Annotated in this window: 15 protein-coding genes and 3 pseudogenes; 13 read left to right on the top strand and 5 right to left on the bottom strand. The window is 35.8% G+C overall.

The features are described from left to right. The first annotated feature begins 300 nt into the window (after positions 1–300). Positions 301–1071: a TorF family putative porin gene (locus AC4CUZ_RS02325; protein WP_490747177.1), complete on the top strand. Its 771-nt coding sequence runs from the start codon at positions 301–303 to the stop codon at positions 1069–1071. Between the two features lie 346 nt (positions 1072–1417). After that, positions 1418–2149, top strand: coding sequence for a TorF family putative porin (locus AC4CUZ_RS02320; protein WP_178928445.1), 732 nt, complete (start codon positions 1418–1420; stop codon positions 2147–2149). 47 nt (positions 2150–2196) lie between these two features. Here AC4CUZ_RS02320 and AC4CUZ_RS02315 read toward each other — a convergent pair. After that, positions 2197–2790 (bottom strand): annotated as a pseudogene (locus AC4CUZ_RS02315) (ATP-binding protein); the annotation flags it as partial. A gap of 215 nt (positions 2791–3005) precedes the next feature. Here AC4CUZ_RS02315 and AC4CUZ_RS02310 point away from each other — a divergent pair. Together AC4CUZ_RS02310 and AC4CUZ_RS02305 are read left to right on the top strand one after the other, a co-directional pair. Further along, positions 3006–4078, top strand: a pseudogene (locus AC4CUZ_RS02310) (IS3-like element ISAba22 family transposase); the annotation flags it as partial. Positions 4079–4146: 68 nt separating this feature from the next. Continuing rightward, a protein-coding gene (locus AC4CUZ_RS02305) for an IS4-like element ISAba33 family transposase (RefSeq protein ID WP_160124087.1) occupies positions 4147–5237 on the top strand; the annotation gives its coding sequence in 2 pieces (ribosomal slippage) (positions 4147–4687 and positions 4687–5237; 1092 coding nt in all). A gap of 162 nt (positions 5238–5399) precedes the next feature. Here the strand turns inward: AC4CUZ_RS02305 and AC4CUZ_RS02300 are convergent. The 3 genes and pseudogenes from AC4CUZ_RS02300 to AC4CUZ_RS02290 form a co-directional block, all read right to left on the bottom strand. Beyond that, a pseudogene (locus AC4CUZ_RS02300) lies at positions 5400–5648 on the bottom strand (transposase family protein); the annotation flags it as partial. A gap of 37 nt (positions 5649–5685) precedes the next feature. Then, complete coding sequence (locus tag AC4CUZ_RS02295) at positions 5686–6090, bottom strand: transposase family protein (RefSeq protein WP_008942454.1); 405 nt, start codon at positions 6088–6090, stop codon at positions 5686–5688. Between the two features lie 289 nt (positions 6091–6379). Beyond that, entirely contained in the window at positions 6380–6700 is a 321-nt protein-coding gene (locus AC4CUZ_RS02290) for a helix-turn-helix domain-containing protein (protein ID WP_176538074.1), read from the bottom strand. A gap of 252 nt (positions 6701–6952) precedes the next feature. Here AC4CUZ_RS02290 and AC4CUZ_RS02285 point away from each other — a divergent pair, with 252 nt between their 5' ends. After that, the gene (locus AC4CUZ_RS02285; protein WP_178905429.1) at positions 6953–7459 is read left to right on the top strand and encodes a hypothetical protein; all 507 of its coding nucleotides are present in this window, start codon (positions 6953–6955) and stop codon (positions 7457–7459) included. A gap of 200 nt (positions 7460–7659) precedes the next feature. On the opposite strand, the gene AC4CUZ_RS02280 is transcribed toward AC4CUZ_RS02285, so the two are convergent. Next, positions 7660–8130 carry a hypothetical protein gene (locus AC4CUZ_RS02280; RefSeq protein WP_267547522.1) on the bottom strand — a complete coding sequence of 157 codons (471 nt, stop codon included), beginning with the start codon at positions 8128–8130 and terminating at the stop codon, positions 7660–7662. 96 nt (positions 8131–8226) lie between these two features. Here AC4CUZ_RS02280 and AC4CUZ_RS02275 point away from each other — a divergent pair, with 96 nt between their 5' ends. The 8 genes from AC4CUZ_RS02275 (at position 8227) to AC4CUZ_RS02240 (ending at position 15868) form a co-directional block, all read left to right on the top strand. Then, a complete protein-coding gene (locus tag AC4CUZ_RS02275) occupies positions 8227–8433 on the top strand; it encodes a helix-turn-helix domain-containing protein (protein WP_168542752.1) in 207 nt (68 codons plus the stop codon). A gap of 266 nt (positions 8434–8699) precedes the next feature. Beyond that, positions 8700–8990, top strand: a complete 291-nt coding sequence (locus tag AC4CUZ_RS02270) for a hypothetical protein (RefSeq protein ID WP_267547506.1) — start codon at positions 8700–8702, stop codon at positions 8988–8990. Between the two features lie 46 nt (positions 8991–9036). Then, a complete protein-coding gene (locus AC4CUZ_RS02265) occupies positions 9037–9657 on the top strand; it encodes a restriction endonuclease subunit S (protein ID WP_267547505.1) in 621 nt (206 codons plus the stop codon). Then, positions 9657–11180 carry a type I restriction-modification system subunit M gene (locus AC4CUZ_RS02260; protein WP_267547503.1) on the top strand — a complete coding sequence of 508 codons (1524 nt, stop codon included), beginning with the start codon at positions 9657–9659 and terminating at the stop codon, positions 11178–11180. The genes AC4CUZ_RS02265 and AC4CUZ_RS02260 overlap by 1 nt, the downstream gene beginning before the upstream one ends. Beyond that, entirely contained in the window at positions 11170–12399 is a 1230-nt protein-coding gene (locus tag AC4CUZ_RS02255; RefSeq protein ID WP_267547501.1) for a restriction endonuclease subunit S, read from the top strand. Before AC4CUZ_RS02260 ends, AC4CUZ_RS02255 begins: the two co-directional genes overlap by 11 nt. After that, a complete protein-coding gene (locus AC4CUZ_RS02250; RefSeq protein ID WP_178904610.1) occupies positions 12399–13337 on the top strand; it encodes an endonuclease NucS domain-containing protein in 939 nt (312 codons plus the stop codon). The genes AC4CUZ_RS02255 and AC4CUZ_RS02250 overlap by 1 nt, the downstream gene beginning before the upstream one ends. A gap of 145 nt (positions 13338–13482) precedes the next feature. Then, the gene (locus AC4CUZ_RS02245) at positions 13483–14511 is read left to right on the top strand and encodes an IS701 family transposase (protein ID WP_007116247.1); all 1029 of its coding nucleotides are present in this window, start codon (positions 13483–13485) and stop codon (positions 14509–14511) included. A gap of 49 nt (positions 14512–14560) precedes the next feature. Further along, the gene (locus AC4CUZ_RS02240) at positions 14561–15868 is read left to right on the top strand and encodes an SMODS domain-containing nucleotidyltransferase (protein WP_145755884.1); all 1308 of its coding nucleotides are present in this window, start codon (positions 14561–14563) and stop codon (positions 15866–15868) included. The last annotated feature ends 1 nt before the right edge of the window (position 15869 follow it).

Below are 15869 nucleotides of genomic sequence, written 5' to 3'. Positions count from 1 at the left end.
TTTACTAAAATAAATCTTTATAAAACATCGAATTATTTTTCTCTTCTTAATTCTGTTTTTTGCTATGTATCGCAGAATATAATATATAGACTGTTAGGTCATTTTAGCTTATGAATCAAAGTGTTCAGTCATTTCTAGTCGTCTGGAATCGGTTCAGAATAACCCATACCCAGATTGGCAAATGATGAATTACACAGCAGTTGCCTAGATAAAATGGACCCATTGTTAAAAAATAGCTTTAAAATTTATAGGTATGGAATCAGTAAATGATTCATGTCTAAAGAGATTTTGAGAGCTTAAATGCATAAAAATTCACATAAAATTGCACTATTTTTAATTTTTTCCACTGGCAGTATGTTGGTCAACGCAAGTGAGCCACAGCAACAAAGTTCAGAAGGTGGACTCAGTGGAAGCCTTGCTGTGCTCAGTCAGTATATTTATCGTGGGGGTATTGAAAATGATCAGCCTACCCTACAAGCAGGGCTTGAATATGAACATGCATCTGGTCTATATGCTGGTTATTGGGCTTCAACACTGAATTATGATGCAGCAGATGTCAGCAAAGATCACGGTGTTGAGCATGACTTTTATATGGGTTATGCAGGCACACTCAGTCCAGATTTAAGCTATCGCTCACATATTGTGACTTATTTATATAATGATGGCGGCTCGGTCTATAATGAAGATCGCACAGAACGCCGAAGTACGACTGGAGCGGAATTTGTAAATAGTTTGAGCTATAAAGACTTTGATGTAGGCGTCACAGTGGCTTTAGCCGATGTGAGCTATGCCAATGCGGGCGATACCTATTTAAGCCTTGCACATCACTATGCTCTTCCACAAAACTTTCAATTCAATAGTTCGATTGGTGCATCGATTTATCGTCAGCATGATGATGCCATACTCACTACAGAGAAGAACTTTACTGTTAATGAAGTTCGCTTAGGCTTGAGTAGACCCTTTGCAGAGACAGGGATCGAAATGTCTGCGGATTATATTTATGGTGTACATAATCGTATGGGCGAGGATTTAGAAGACCATTTGGTGCTGGGTTTAACTTACAACTTTTAAATGTTAAAGATATGAAGAGTGCATCCAGATCGGTTGGGGATGCACTTTTTTTATGCACTTAAAAACGTACGTTCCAGAAATGAGTCTCAAAATAGCGCATATTGTAAACAATTATGTTTGTTTGATGAGCTTGGCTTCAATTCACCGCGAAGAGGTTTAACGATCAAGCTGAGGATGAGCTCAATTTCTTATATTTTATATAATTTTAACAAAAACAATTATTTATAATAATTTTTTAAAAGGTGTATCTGATGTTGAATTGAATGTGGCATAGCTATTGCTACTACCTACATGAGTTTATCGAAATAACCAAAATACGTCGTAGCACGATGTGGGGGAATCCATAATGAAATTTGCATTTAAAGCTTTATCTCTTGCTGTACTAGGCGCAGCTTCAACGTTCACATTCGCTGAAGCACCTGCTTCGGAACATACGATTTCTGGAAATATCGGGGTATTATCTAGCTATAACTTACGTGGTATTACCAATGTTCCTGAAAATAGCGGTGCAACAATTCAAGGGGGCTTAGATTATAGTCATGCATCAGGTTTCTATGCAGGTTATTGGGGTTCTACACTAGATTATGCTTTGGGTGAAGAAGGTCGCGACTCTTTTGAGCATGATTTCTATGCAGGTTACAACGGCCAAATCACTGAAGATTTAGGTTATACCGTTGGTGGTACATATTATTACTATTATGAATCTGATGTGGATTCAGATGGTTTTGAAACACTTTTAGGTTTGAATTACAAAGATTTTAGCGTTACAGCACAAACGTTGACTCAAAATACTACGTGGGGTAATAAGGGCGATACTTACATCTTAGGTAGCTATAGCTATGGTTTACCACAAGACTTTACCCTGAACACTTCTCTGGGTTTATATGCTTATGGCGATGACGACGAATTCGTGACAACCACAGAAGATTTTGGTTTCCGTCATTTCACTGCAGGTCTGAGCCATCCACTGGGTGACACTGGTGCAAGTGTGAGCATGGATTACATTGTTGGCGGATATGATCGCGTTGATGAAAAACAAAAGAACAAAGTAGTATTTGGTTTGAAATACGAATTCTAAAATTTGCATCCTAAACAAAGGCGACCTGATGGTCGCCTTTGTTTTATTTAAGGAGCCATATTATTTCGATAAGACAATGCTTCAGAAATGTGCTGTGCATTAATCTGCTCGTGTTGGGCTAGATCGGCAATAGTACGTGCAACACGAAGTACGCGGTGATATGCGCGCGCCGATAAATTCATGCGCTGCTGTGCCATTTGCATGATATTTTGCGCCGTTGTGTCTAAAGCTGAATATTGTTCAAGCTGTGTTGGTGAGAGCGCCATATTGGGCTGTTGTTGACGTTGTATCTGTACATCATACGCAGCGATGACCCGTTCACGTACGGATGATGAACTTTCAGCAGCCTGTACTGTTTGTAATTCATGCGCCGCAAGGGGTGGAACATCAATATGCAAATCTATACGATCGAGTAAAGGTCCAGAAATTCGATTTTGATAACGTTTAATACTTTCGCTACTACATTGGCAGCGGCTATCTTGATTAAATGCATAACCACAGGGGCAGGGGTTCATCGCCGCAATCAGTTGAAAATTGGCTGGAAAGGTGATTTGCCTTGAAGCTCTAGAAATGACAATTTCTTTAGATTCCAATGGTTGTCTTAATACTTCCAAAACTTTTCGGTCAAACTCAGGTATTTCCCTAAATTGATAATTATGTAATCAAAAAGATCAAATAAGTTTTCATAAGAAATCTCTTCGAACTTCATAGAATTTCCAAAACTTTCAAGATAAATATTGTGAAGCTACTGCATAAAATATAATTTCTTGAAATTTCCTCCCAATTAACTTGATGTGTGCTGAAAAAACAGGAGGTTTTAACTTGGTAAACTAAACACACTCATCAGGAGTTTACCATGAGCAAGAAACACAAGACTTACACCACAGAATTTAAAGCTGAAGCCATCAAATTAATTGAAGCCAATCAAGGCAATGTCTCGGAAACAGCCAGACAACTTAGCATTTCAATGCAAACTCTTTCAAATTGGAATACCAAAGCAAAGGCTGGAACTTTAGCAGGTACAAAACAGTATTCACCTGATCTAAACGCTCTACTCGAAGAAAATAAAAAACTCAAACAACAGCTCAAAATAGCTGAAATGGAACGTGAATTTTTAAAAAAGGCAGCAGCGTACTTTGCCAAAGAAAGTCAGTAAGGTACGCCTATATGAAACAAAAAAGATATTCTTTTCCAATTACCTTAATGGCTCGATTACTTCATGTTTCAGTTTCATGTTTTTATGATTGGCTCAAGAGAGGCGTGAGCAAAAGAACGATTCAACGAAATCAACAGACGATATTGGTGAAAATAGCCCATGAGGAGACAAAGCAGAACTATGGTTATATTCGATTAACCAAATACTTACAAGCTCAGGGCATAAAAATGAGTATGTACGCTGTACGTCAGATAAAAGCGCTGAACTACCTGTATTGTAAGCGACACAAGCGTTTTAAAAGGACTACGAATAGTGACCATAATCGAGCGATCTATGAAAACCTGCTGGAGCAACAATTCTCAATGACTAGACCAAATCAAGCATGGTCAAGTGATATTACGTACATATGGACTGTTGAAGGATGGCTGTACTTAGCAGCGGTAAAAGACCTTTACACGAAGCAAGTGGTTGGCTATAGCTTAAATGAGCGCATGACAGCACAGCTTGTTTGTAATGCGCTAAATATGGCTATTCACAATCAAAAACCAACCAAAGAACTGATTGTGCATTCAGACAGAGGAAGTCAATATTGCAGCCATGAATATCGAAATATACTTGAGCAATATGGTTTTCAAGGTTCAATGAGCAAGCGCGGAGACTGTTACGATAATGCACCGATTGAAAGCTTTTGGGGAATACTGAAAAATGAGTTAGTGCATCATTACAACTATCAAACCAGAGAAGAAGCCAAAGCAGATATTATAAAATACCTTTGTACACGACAAAAAAAGATAACTCATTGAAATAATGGCATAATACTTGTTTTCTGACGACGAATATGATGACACATTTCAATGAGTTACATCTCATCTTAAACAAATATCTAAAGTGGAACAAGTCACATGCAAAATGTTTTACACTGATTATGCTTGCATTAATTGTAAAACAGACATGTAATCTTTCTTCTGCATCTAAAGCCTTACCCATCAAGTGCTTACCACAATCATTTTATCGACGTATACAACGCTTCTTTGCAGGTCAGTATTTCGATTATCGTCAAATTTCTCAGTTAATTTTCAATATATTTTCATTTGATAAAGTCCAATTAACTTTGGATAGAACTAATTGGAAATGGGGAAAACGAGATATCAATATCTTGATGTTAGCCATCGTCTATCGTGGAATAGCGATACCTATTGTTTGGACATTGCTCAATAAACGTGGAAATTCAGATACAAAAGAGCGTATTGCTTTGATTCAACGCTTTATCTCCATTTTTGGTAAAGATCGTATTGTGAATGTGTTTGCAGACAGAGAATTTATCGGTGAGAAATGGTTTACATGGTTAATTGAAAATGACATTAACTTCTGTATACGTGTTAAAAAAACTTTATTGTGACCAATCACTTAGCCAAGAATCATAAAATTAGTGATTTATTTCGTCATCTTCAAGTTGGTCAAACTGAATGTCGTAAACGACGTATTTGGGTTGGTCGAGTGAAACTGTATATTAGTGCGCTACGATTAGAAGATGGAGAACTTTTACTTGTTGTTTCTCCTATGTTTAATGCTTCTGCTATTCGTGATTATGCATTACGCTGGGAAATCGAAACGTTATTTAGTTGTCTCAAAGGACGTGGATTCAATCTTGAAAATACTCGTTTAACAGACCCTAGACGAGTCAAAAAATTGATAGCAGTGCTAGCTATCGGTTTCTGTTGGTGCTATTTAACAGGTGAATGGCAACATGATCGAAAAAAAGCGATAAAAATAAAGAAGCATGGACGACTTTCAGTAAGTTTATTTCGCTACGGTTTGGACTATGTTCAAATGGCTATTCTACGTTTGATTGGTTTTGGAAAAAAAGAAGAATTTAAGAAAGTGCTAGCAATTTTAAGAAAGAAAAAGCCTGATAGGACAAGGGTCCTATGAAATTTGTCGTGTACAGAGATAAAATACATTGAATTATTTTATAATCATCGAAGAATTCAAAAGGGTTTGGGTTTTAAGACACCAAATCAAATGGCCGAAGACTTTTATAAGTTGGCTGCCTAGAATCTCCCAAGGGAAAGTCTCCTGATAATTCAGCGTATATCAAATTCGTCTACGACCAATCTCTCTATTTAACTTTTTTAATTCAGAATCTAATTTTTCAGTTTTCTTTGCTTTAGATGGCATGAGGCATCCAAAACCCAATTTTTTTATCCCTAAATACCCCTTATCAACGATAAAAAAGGGCTTAAATTTTAATTTCCTCATACTTTTTTTAAATATTTTAAAATCATGCATGCTTCCATGACTTCCACATACACTCAGTATTTCACCTGTTGTATAGTGCATAGATAGCTGAAATTTAAAGGTATGTCGCTTTTTTTTACCGCTATACCATTTCTTCTGTTTTTTTTGGACGTTGAACTAATATTTCAGTTGCATCAATCACAACAACTTCCCAATCCACTTCATCTCGATTAGGAAGTTGTTTTGGCAAGTTAAATTTTCCAGAACGGATTAAGGTATCTTCAATAACACGTGTGATACGAATTGCACTCGTTTCAGATACACCGTAACTCATACCAAGATGGAAAAATGTTCGATATTCTCTCCAATATTCTATACATAAGAGCAAACGATCTTCCAACGGTAATTTATGCGGTCGTCCTTTACCAATATGACGAGGTAAATGCTTATTTAGCTCGGCCAACATGAGGTTAAATGTAGCCCAACTAACACCGGTAAGCCTACGAAACTTAACGTCTGATAATTTTTGAATATCTTTGAATTTCATCCAAGGATTATCTCTTGAATTAAATAATTTTGCTGATTAATTTAAGATCAAATAAATTGTACGTTTTTTGATTTATGACGGAAGTTTAATATATGAAGTTATCCATTTAGCTAACAAATTAAAGTAATATTATTCTGCTTTTTTGATTACTTAAATCTAAAAATAAAGTACAACAGAGATTAAATCGTAGGAAGCAGGCAAGATGAGCTAGCATTTTGCCTCCGCCAGACCGAAGTCAAAGTTAGATCATGAACTATACTCATCTTATCCAAGAAGAAAGATATAAGATTCAAAACTTTTGTAAGTCTTTAATAAATCGTAGAACTTCTAACCTCTGCTCATTACTTAAAGTATGACTAACTTGTATTATTTCTGCCAATAAATCGTTTTCTACATAAAAATATGCTGTTGGTAAATCTAAAATTTCTGCAATCTTGGAAGCCATTAAAAAATCAGGAACATGTTTTCCACGTTCATACTGATTCATACGTGCACTAGCAGAAGATTCATCAATTCCAGCCAAGATCCCTAAGCGCTCTTGTGAAAGTTTTTTTGCTTTGCGCGCTATACGAAGACGTAAGGCAAAAACATTTAAATTATGTGTTGGCATTAAACATAAGCACCCACCTTAAAACTAAGATTTTCTTAGTTTCAACTTGAGTTATTACTAAGGATTCCTTAGTATTGTGAAATCAAGAAGTCTACCTTGCATTGCTCGATGGTAACTTTTGAACAAGCTTGCCAGATCTGCATTGATCTCAAGCGCCTATTTTTGATCCTCTACCAATTGTTACAGTTATGATTCTATATACAGTTCAACACTAAGGTCATCAACTCTCTTTTGCTTTAATTGTGCTTATCCATGTCAAAATATACTCTACCTTTTTATAGTGATTTTTTTCACATTTTACTGAATCATGAAATCATCGAATGGCGAGCGAATGACTTTATAAAGGCTATTTTTAATGATAGACAATTTGTTAAACCCTCTGAAAAGCAAAGTATTTATAGAGGATTAAATATACTAGTAAAATGCAATTTTCTTTTAACAGTGAGAGACGAGGATAACCGTAATATTTTTAGATACAGCGAAACCTCTTATTTAAAATCCTATCGAAATGTTGAGAAAGTAAAAAAGGTCAAAGATGCATTAATTGAGGAAAAAAAGAGTTTGGAAAATGTACTCGAACGACGTAAAACCGAGAAAGTTTTCATTGAAAATATCATTACTAAAAACCCAGATCTACAAAGTTTTTTTGACAAATATGAAAATGTTATATCTAAAGAGTTAAAGGAATTAGAAGACAAGAATAGTTTTATAGTGAATATTTTCAATGATATTGAAAATGATCAACTTGAATCATTTTAAAGAGGGAGAACTACAAGTTATAAATTGTGTGATTCACTGCTGCATAAACCCAACCAGAATTGGTTTGAATATATGTTAAGTCAGCAACCCACAAGAGATTAGGCTGATCTGGAGGGTGTAAATAATAGTTATGCCTTTATTGTAATGTCACTTCATGTTTTATTTTTATTGAAATGATGATTTTATGATCAATTTTTTATCTAACTTAATATATCTTCCATTAATTTGATATTAGAATTTATTTTTTTCTCAATCTCATGTTTATGGGTAATGAAATATTTTTCTAGCGTCGCATCATTAGATAATAAAGTATTTAAGAATTCGATATTATTCTCTTTTTCCTCCAGTTCTATCAATAAATCACTTTTTTTTGACATAAAAATATCTTGAAGCTTTTGTTTTTTATACTGATTTCTTAAATTATTCAGTCTAGGTGTTTCTTTATAACGAAAGCATTTTTTTGAAGATGTAGTGGGACTGACTTCCAAATATTCAAAATTTAAAAGGATTTTTAGGCCTGAGTACATACGTCTTTTAGCAGTTTTTGGCATGTTTGGTCTAGATGTCAGCATTTTCTCCCAGAAATCTTTAGCTTGCCAATTATTGACTTCGTGATTTATGAATAAGTCTAAAAAATCATCATACAGTGGTAAATGAGTATTTCTTGCCATAACTGATCAATTTTCACTTGTTAAAAAGAGGATTATAATCCGTGGATGTTTAATCCGTAAATGATGATAGTTCTGTTTTTTGAGCATTTAAATCAAATGACAGAATTAGCAAGTTTACTAGGTCAAAAAATACGTAAGGCTAGAAAAGAAAAAGGCCTTTCTCAAGAAAAGTTAGCCCTTATGTGTGGTTTAGATCGTAGTTATATGGGGCGGATAGAGAGAGGTGAGGTTAACATTACTGTGCTCAAGCTTTATGAAATATCAAAAGCCTTAGATATTCAAATCATTAATTTTTTTGAATAGAAATATATTTAGCTTAGTTTTAATAAAAATTATGTTTAGAAACAATATTTTGCATTGAAAATGGCAGTATTTGTTTAGGGGGTTTTTAGTTTAGTAGACATGCTACTGCAAAAAAAATAATTGACATTGAATAAAAAGCACCCCATTATCCTGATGTAACAGGAGTTGCATAGTCTACCTACTGTATTAAATTTGTGATGACAGGTGGCCGCCTGTCATCAAATTCAAAACCAATAACGCGACTAAACATTAGGAGTTAAGAACAAATGAAAGTATATCAGATCAATTATGACCTGCGTAAACAACGTAACTATGAAGAGCTTTATAAAAAAATTAAAGCTTATGGAACTTGGCGAAGACCTTTAAAATCTTGCTGGCTAATTGTTTCAAAAAAAACGGCAGCACAGATTCGGGATGACTTGAGTCAAGTCATGGACAATGATGATGGTCTGTTAGTAACTAGGCTGAATCCAGAAGCGGCTTGGCGAAAATTAGATGACGATAAAGATAAGGTTACAACGGACTGGCTAAAGAAATATATTGGTAATGCATCTTAATGGGATTGAGCCAAGGATGACTCACTTTCTTTCAGAGTAAATATTTATGTCAAAGTTAAATAGATTCGTAAAACTGAGTGACCTCGCAGAGATTCGCACAGGTTTTACATTCCGTGAAAAGGTTGAAGAAGTTGATTCTGGTAATGCGCACGTATTACAGATCAAAGATATTCGTCACATTGCAACGGATACCTGTGGTTATACGCTTTTTGCTGATGATTTACCGCAAATTGATTGGCAAGGTAAAGATAATGCCATCGTATCGCCTGACTCTGTCTTGTTGCCCTGTCGTGGAGAGTATCTCAAAGCACATTATTTTTTAGGCCATCAAGATCAATCAAAAGCATTACCACTCATTGTGAGTAGTCAATTTTTGATTTTGATGCCAAATAAAAATGTACTACCTGAATACTTATGCTGGTACTTGAATCAACCTCATGTGCAATACGAGCTACGCAAAGAAAGTCAGGGTTCTAAGATGCCAATGCTGAGCGTATCAACAGTTAGCCAGTTCGAAGTTGAGGTCCCTAGCTTGGATATTCAGCAACGCATAATCGAATTAAACCGTATTTGGGAGCAAGAGCAGATCTTGACCCAACAATTACTTAAAAATCGTGAACAAATGATGATGGGCATGTTTAAACAACTGCTCCAAGGAAACAAATAATGGTTACTCAAATTAATCAAGATACCGTCAATAAAGCATTGTGGTCGGCATGTGATGTATTCCGTGGCACAGTGAGTGCAGATACCTACAAAGACTATATTTTAACCATGTTGTTCTTAAAGTACATCTCTGATGTATGGCAAGATCACTACGACAATTATAAAAATGAGTATGGTGATGAACCTGAACTGATTGAAGAAATGATGAAAAACGAGCGTTTCGTACTGCCTCGTGAATCTAATTTCTATACTTTGCATGAGCGTCGCTTTGAACCCGGCAATGGTGAACGTATTGATATGGCTTTACATGCACTTGAAGAAGCAAATGGTACAAAGCTCAAAGATGTAGGTAAAAGTGTTTTCCAAGATATCTCTTTTAATACCGATAAATTGGGTGAAGAAAAGCAAAAAAATACCATTCTAAAAGATCTTTTAGAAGTGTTTGCTGTGCCTGAGTTGGATCTCAAACCAAGCCGTGTAGGTTTACTTGATGTGATTGGCAACGGTTATGAGTTTTTGATTAAAAATTTCGCCGCGAGTGGTGGTCAAAAAGCAGGTGAATTCTATACACCACCTGAAGTATCGGACTTAATTGCAGAGTTACTTGACCCACAAAAAGGCGACAGCATTTGTGACCCTGCCTGTGGTTCTGGCTCACTATTAATGAAATGTGGTCGTAAAGTTGTAGCGAATCACGATAGCAAAGAATATGCACTTTATGGGCAAGAAGCGATTGGTTCAACTTGGTCATTGGCGAAGATGAACATGTTCTTGCATGGTGAAGATAATCATAAAATTGAGTGGGGAGATACCATTCGTAATCCAAAATTATTGGATAAAAATGGCGACTTGATGCTGTTTGATATCGTGACCGCAAACCCACCATTCTCATTAGACAAGTGGGGTTATGAGCAAGCTGAAAATGATAAGTTTGATCGTTTCCGTCGTGGTTTACCACCAAAGACCAAAGGTGATTATGCGTTTATCTCACACATGATTGAAACGCTAAAACCTGTTACGGGTCGTATGGGTGTTGTGGTTCCACATGGTGTGTTATTCCGTGGTTCGTCTGAAGGGAAGATTCGTGAGAAGTTGATAAACGAAAACTTGTTAGATGCGGTGATTGGTTTACCTGAAAAGCTCTTCTACGGTACGGGTATTCCTGCTGCGATTTTAATTTTCAAAAAGCAAAAGTCTGATGATTCGGTTTTGTTTATTGATGCAAGCCGTGAGTTTAAGTCAGGTAAAAATCAAAACAATTTAACTGAAGACAATATTGCCAAGATTATTGCAACCTATCGTGCTCGTGAAAGTGTAGATAAGTATGCGTATTTAGCGACTTTGCAGGAAGTGAAAGACAACGATTACAACCTAAATATTCCTCGTTATGTGGATACGTTCGAAGAGGAAGCTGAGATTGATTTGGTTGCTGTACGTGCTGAGCGTGAGCAGTTAAAGACTCAACTTGCTGAGCTTGAAGTGAAAATGGCGAAGTATCTAGAGGAGTTGGGTTATGGTGCCTAATGGTTGGGTAGTAAAAAATCTAGACTCTATATATCGAGTCATTGATTCTCTGCACCAAACGCCATCTTTTTCGAAGGATGGAGAATACCGTATGGTTCGGGTTACAGATATTAAAGGTAAAAATTTAGATTTATCTAATGCGGTTCGTGTCTCAAAAGAAGTTTTTTTAGAGTATACAAAAAAGTATAAACCTAAACGAAATGATATTCTTTTTAGTCGTGTGGGCAGTTATGGGATTAGTTCATTCATTCATACTGATCAAGAGTTTTGCTTAGGTCAAAATACAGTAATTGCTGAATCAAATGATCAAGCTAATCCAATATATATCTTTAATGTCTTAAAAAGTGAAGGGATTAGACGACAAGTTGAAAAAACAGTAGATGGGTCGTCACATAAGACCGTTAGCTTAAAAGTCATTAAAGACCTTAAAATTCCATTAGCACCGCGTAAAGAACAGAATAAAATCGCCCAAATCCTTTCAACTTGGGATCAAGCGATTTCGGTTACTGAAAAACTGCTTGAAAATAGCCAAGAGCAGAAAAAAGCGTTGATGCAACAGTTGCTAACGGGTAAAAAGCGTTTGCTTGATGAGAATGGGGTTAAATTTTCTAATGAATGGGCTACTAAAAATTTAGAATCCTTGGTTTATCGACCACTATGTTATGGGGTATTGAAACCTGGTGAAGATGTTCTTGATGGTCATCCTTTGATTCGAATACAAGACATTGATGATCGAGGATTTATAGATATTCGAAAGGTTATTCGGATTACAGATGAACTGCACTATGAGTTTCGTCGTACTATTTTAAATACTAATGATTTAATTATATCAATCGTTGGAACTTTAGGAAAAGTATTTGTTATTCCTAAAGAATTGAATGGTGCAAACATAACACGTGCTTTTGCAGTAATTGGAGCAGACTGTAAGCTAATCGATACGAGGTTTATTTATCAATACTTAAATTCATCGATGATTCAAGAATGGTTACTAAATACAGCTACCGGCAATGCTCAAAAGGTTCTAAATATTGCTGCATTAAAAGAGTTGCAGATTCCTTTACCAATAATTGAAGAGCAACGAAGAATTGCAGAAGTTCTGTTTGTTGCTGATCAAGAAATTGAGACCATACAGAAAAAACTTGATTGCTTAAAGCAAGAGAAAAAAGCACTCATGCAACAACTTTTGACAGGTAAAAAACGTGTCAAGGTGGCTGCCTAATGATGCAAATGATGCCTAGCTATTACCGCATTATGGCGGGTGCGAAGTCTGTATTTGCTCAAGAGTTTCTAGAGGGCGGCTTTATTGCCGCCAACTGGAACATTGACCAAGACTTAACCCCTGATCTGCCTGACGATTGGCGTGAGTTTAATCATCGTTTTATTCCTGTCTATCTTGAAGCCTTACCTGAAAAAAGTAAGATTTCAGCAGGCTTGGCGTGTGGCATGCTACATACCATCTGCAAAGGGATTAAGCGAGGAGATATCATCTTAACACCTCGTGGAGATGGCAATTACTTGGTGGGTGAGGTCATTTCAGACTATTACTATGTGCCTTCAGGTGAATTAACCCATAGAAGAAAAGTCGAATGGTTTGAACAAACTTTGCCAAGAGAATTGATGTCTCAAGAGTTAAAGAACTCGTCGGGATCAGTTGGTACTGTGAGTAATATCACTAAATATGCCGAAGAGCTTAAAGTCTTAATACAAGGCAAAGAACCAGTTGAAGGTTTAGAACCAGATGAAATTGTAGAAGACCCAGCGGCTTTTGCTTTGGAAAAACATCTTGAGCATTTTCTAGTTGAAAATTGGTCTAAGACCGAGTTGGGTATGACTTATGATATCTATACCGAAGATGGTCAGTTAGTTGGTCAGCAATATCCTTCAGATACAGGTCCAATCGATATTTTAGCGATCAGTAAGGATAAAAAGACTTTGCTTGTAGTTGAGCTTAAACGTGGTCGTGCAAGTGATCGTGTTGTCGGGCAAATTCAACGCTATATGGGCTATGTCAAAGATGAGTTGGCTGAGGCTGATCAGCAGGTTAAAGGTGTAATCATTGCTTTAGAAGATGACTTAAGAATTCGTCGTGCTTTGAGTGTGGCTCAGAATATTGAATTTTATCGTTATCAGTTGAGTTTTAAGCTGAATAAAAGCTAATGCTAGAGTAAAAATTGACGCTGATTAATCTTATTTGGCGTCACTAAATATTAAATGGATCATTAGAAACAAGGATGTTTTTAATACTTTAGGACTTACGCATTGACGGATTCAAAAAAGTATTAAAATACTTTATAAAGTATCTGTGATCAGACGAATTAAACATGCTTCTACAGCAACTTGTACATTACCCATTTATATGGGCTTTCTCATGACAGAACCGAACTCTATTAGCTGCACACAACTTGCCGAGACTTATAACATCTCGCATGATAGTGTAAATCGCTTTCTAGAACGTGAAGACTACACACCTCACGACCTATATCAAGAAGCAATTCAACATATTGATAATAATAAACTTATAGTCAGTATTGATGATACTGTTTTAGATAAACCCTATAGTCAACATATGGACTTGGTTAGCTATTTTTGGTCAGGCAAACACCACCGATCCGTCAAGGGTATTAATCTCATTACCTTGTATGCGACAGATCAGAATGGTCAAAATATTCCAATTAATTTCCGAATTTATGACAAATCTGAAAGTAAAACCAAGAATGATTACTTTATGGATATGTTAAGTGAAGTACTCAGTTGGGGTGCAAAGATTCAATTTATTACAGGTGATAGTTGGTATTCATCGACTGGAAATCTAAAAACCATAAGAAAATATGGTATTCGATTTATGTTTGGTATCGACTGTAACCGTAAGGTTTCCCCAGAAAAAGGACAATGGTTTCAACTGCGTTTATTGCCAAATTTCCATCAGGGTCAAGTGGTCTGGCTCAAAGATTTTGGCTTTGTACAATTATTTAAGACTCAGTTAAAAGAACAGCAGAGGTTTTATATTGTGCATCAAGATGAAGATGATTTATTGTCCTTTGAGGGTTTTCATGAATTACATTCAAGTCATTGGAAAATAGAGCAATATCACCGGGTGATTAAACAGGTTTGTCATATTGAAAAGTTTCAAGTAAGACGATCTAAACTGATTTTGAATCATATTTTTTCAGCCTTGATGGCCTACGTCGAGATACAAAAGAACCAGTTTGAGCGGATCTTTGAAAATGTATATCGTTGGCAGAAGAAATTATTTAGACCAGTTATCAAAAACTTCATTGATGACTTTATTCTCGATAAAAATCATCTGCTACCACAGAGAATCTATAAATAATAGTGCGTAAGTCCTATACTTTATCAACAATTAAAATTTGAGGGCTGTAATGTCAATTTCCCAAATGTTTCAAGACTTTTTAAGCAATATCAAGGTTGCGAATGAAGAACAAATCACGTTGCGTTATCAAGAGATAACAGGTGCATTAAACAAAAAATTTCGTGATACCGAATCAAAAACATCAAATCAATTACAAGTTGGTTCGTATGGTAGATGGACTGCGATTAAAGGTATTTCAGATTTAGACATGTTGTATATCATGCCACCTTCAAAATGGGATGATTATAAAAATGGCGGTCAATCAAAGTTATTAAAGGATACAAAAGATGCAATTCTTGCACGTTATCCTCGAACTACCGTATTTGTAGATCGATTAGTTGTATGTGTCCAATACACAAATTTTCATGTCGAGGTACAGCCTGTTTTTGAGCAAGAGGATGGTTCGTATAAGTATCCAGATACAAAGAATGGTGGCAGTTGGAAAATTACTAAGCCTCAAGCCGAAATTGATGAAATGAAAAGCATGAATGAGGCAAAAAATAAAAACTTGCGTCGTTTATGTAAGATGGCTAGAGCTTGGAAAAATAAGCATGGAGTGGGCATAGGAGGCCTATTAATAGACACACTCGCCTACAATTTTATGAAATCGACTACGAATTATGATGACAAGAGTTATAGTTCATATGATTGTTTAAGTAGAGATTTTTTTAAGTATTTATCCGAACAACCCGATCAAGATCACTATCAAGCTTTAGGTAGTAATCAGGATGTCAAAGTTAAAAGTAAATTTCAAAGAAAAGCTAAAAAAGCATATGAGAATTCGCTTAAAGCTATTGAAAATGCAGGAAAGAGTTCGGCTAATGATTATTGGCGAAAAGTATATGGAAACTCTTTCCCTAAAGCAGCAACTACTATCGTTAAATCAATGACATTAGGTGAGTTACGCTATAGACATACTGAAGAGTTTATTGAGAATAAATACCCAATAGATATACGTTATCCGTTAAAAATAGAATGTGAAATTACTAAACATGGTGCATTCATAGATTTCTTAAGACATTTTAAAAGAAATCGTAAAAAATTAAATAGCGGAAGAAGTCTTAGATTCTATATCGATAAAAATGGGACGCCCTCCAGTTTGCCAGAGCAAAAATATTCTGTTTTATGGAAAGTTTTGAATCGTGGAGAGGCTGCAAAAAGTCGAGATTGTATTAGAGGGCAAATTGTTGCGGATCTAGGGCAGAATCAAAAAACTGAAACCGCTGATTTTAATGGTGAACATATAGTGGAATGTTACATCGTTCAAAACGGTGTAGTTGTAGCTCGTGATCGCATTTATGTACCAATTGAGGAATAAA

Source organism: Acinetobacter sp. 789_lipA (genome assembly GCF_058242845.1).
The sequence above is the reverse complement of the archived record's forward strand: the minus strand, read 5'-3'. Positions and strand labels throughout refer to the sequence as shown.

Bases quoted from the DNA above. Each gene is read 5' to 3' on its own strand.
- AC4CUZ_RS02270 (WP_267547506.1), top strand. From the start codon at position 8,700: ATGAAAGTATATCAGATCAATTATGACCTGCGTAAACAACGTAACTAT.
- AC4CUZ_RS02250 (WP_178904610.1), top strand. From the start codon at position 12,399: ATGATGCAAATGATGCCTAGCTATTACCGCATTATGGCGGGTGCGAAG.
- AC4CUZ_RS02295 (WP_008942454.1), bottom strand. From the start codon at position 6,090: ATGAAATTCAAAGATATTCAAAAATTATCAGACGTTAAGTTTCGTAGG.
- AC4CUZ_RS02290 (WP_176538074.1), bottom strand. From the start codon at position 6,700: ATGCCAACACATAATTTAAATGTTTTTGCCTTACGTCTTCGTATAGCG.
- AC4CUZ_RS02265 (WP_267547505.1), top strand. From the start codon at position 9,037: ATGTCAAAGTTAAATAGATTCGTAAAACTGAGTGACCTCGCAGAGATT.
- AC4CUZ_RS02325 (WP_490747177.1), top strand. From the start codon at position 301: ATGCATAAAAATTCACATAAAATTGCACTATTTTTAATTTTTTCCACT.
- AC4CUZ_RS02285 (WP_178905429.1), top strand. From the start codon at position 6,953: ATGTCAAAATATACTCTACCTTTTTATAGTGATTTTTTTCACATTTTA.
- AC4CUZ_RS02320 (WP_178928445.1), top strand. From the start codon at position 1,418: ATGAAATTTGCATTTAAAGCTTTATCTCTTGCTGTACTAGGCGCAGCT.
- AC4CUZ_RS02280 (WP_267547522.1), bottom strand. From the start codon at position 8,130: ATGGCAAGAAATACTCATTTACCACTGTATGATGATTTTTTAGACTTA.
- AC4CUZ_RS02275 (WP_168542752.1), top strand. From the start codon at position 8,227: ATGACAGAATTAGCAAGTTTACTAGGTCAAAAAATACGTAAGGCTAGA.
- AC4CUZ_RS02240 (WP_145755884.1), top strand. From the start codon at position 14,561: ATGTCAATTTCCCAAATGTTTCAAGACTTTTTAAGCAATATCAAGGTT.
- AC4CUZ_RS02255 (WP_267547501.1), top strand. From the start codon at position 11,170: ATGGTGCCTAATGGTTGGGTAGTAAAAAATCTAGACTCTATATATCGA.
- AC4CUZ_RS02260 (WP_267547503.1), top strand. From the start codon at position 9,657: ATGGTTACTCAAATTAATCAAGATACCGTCAATAAAGCATTGTGGTCG.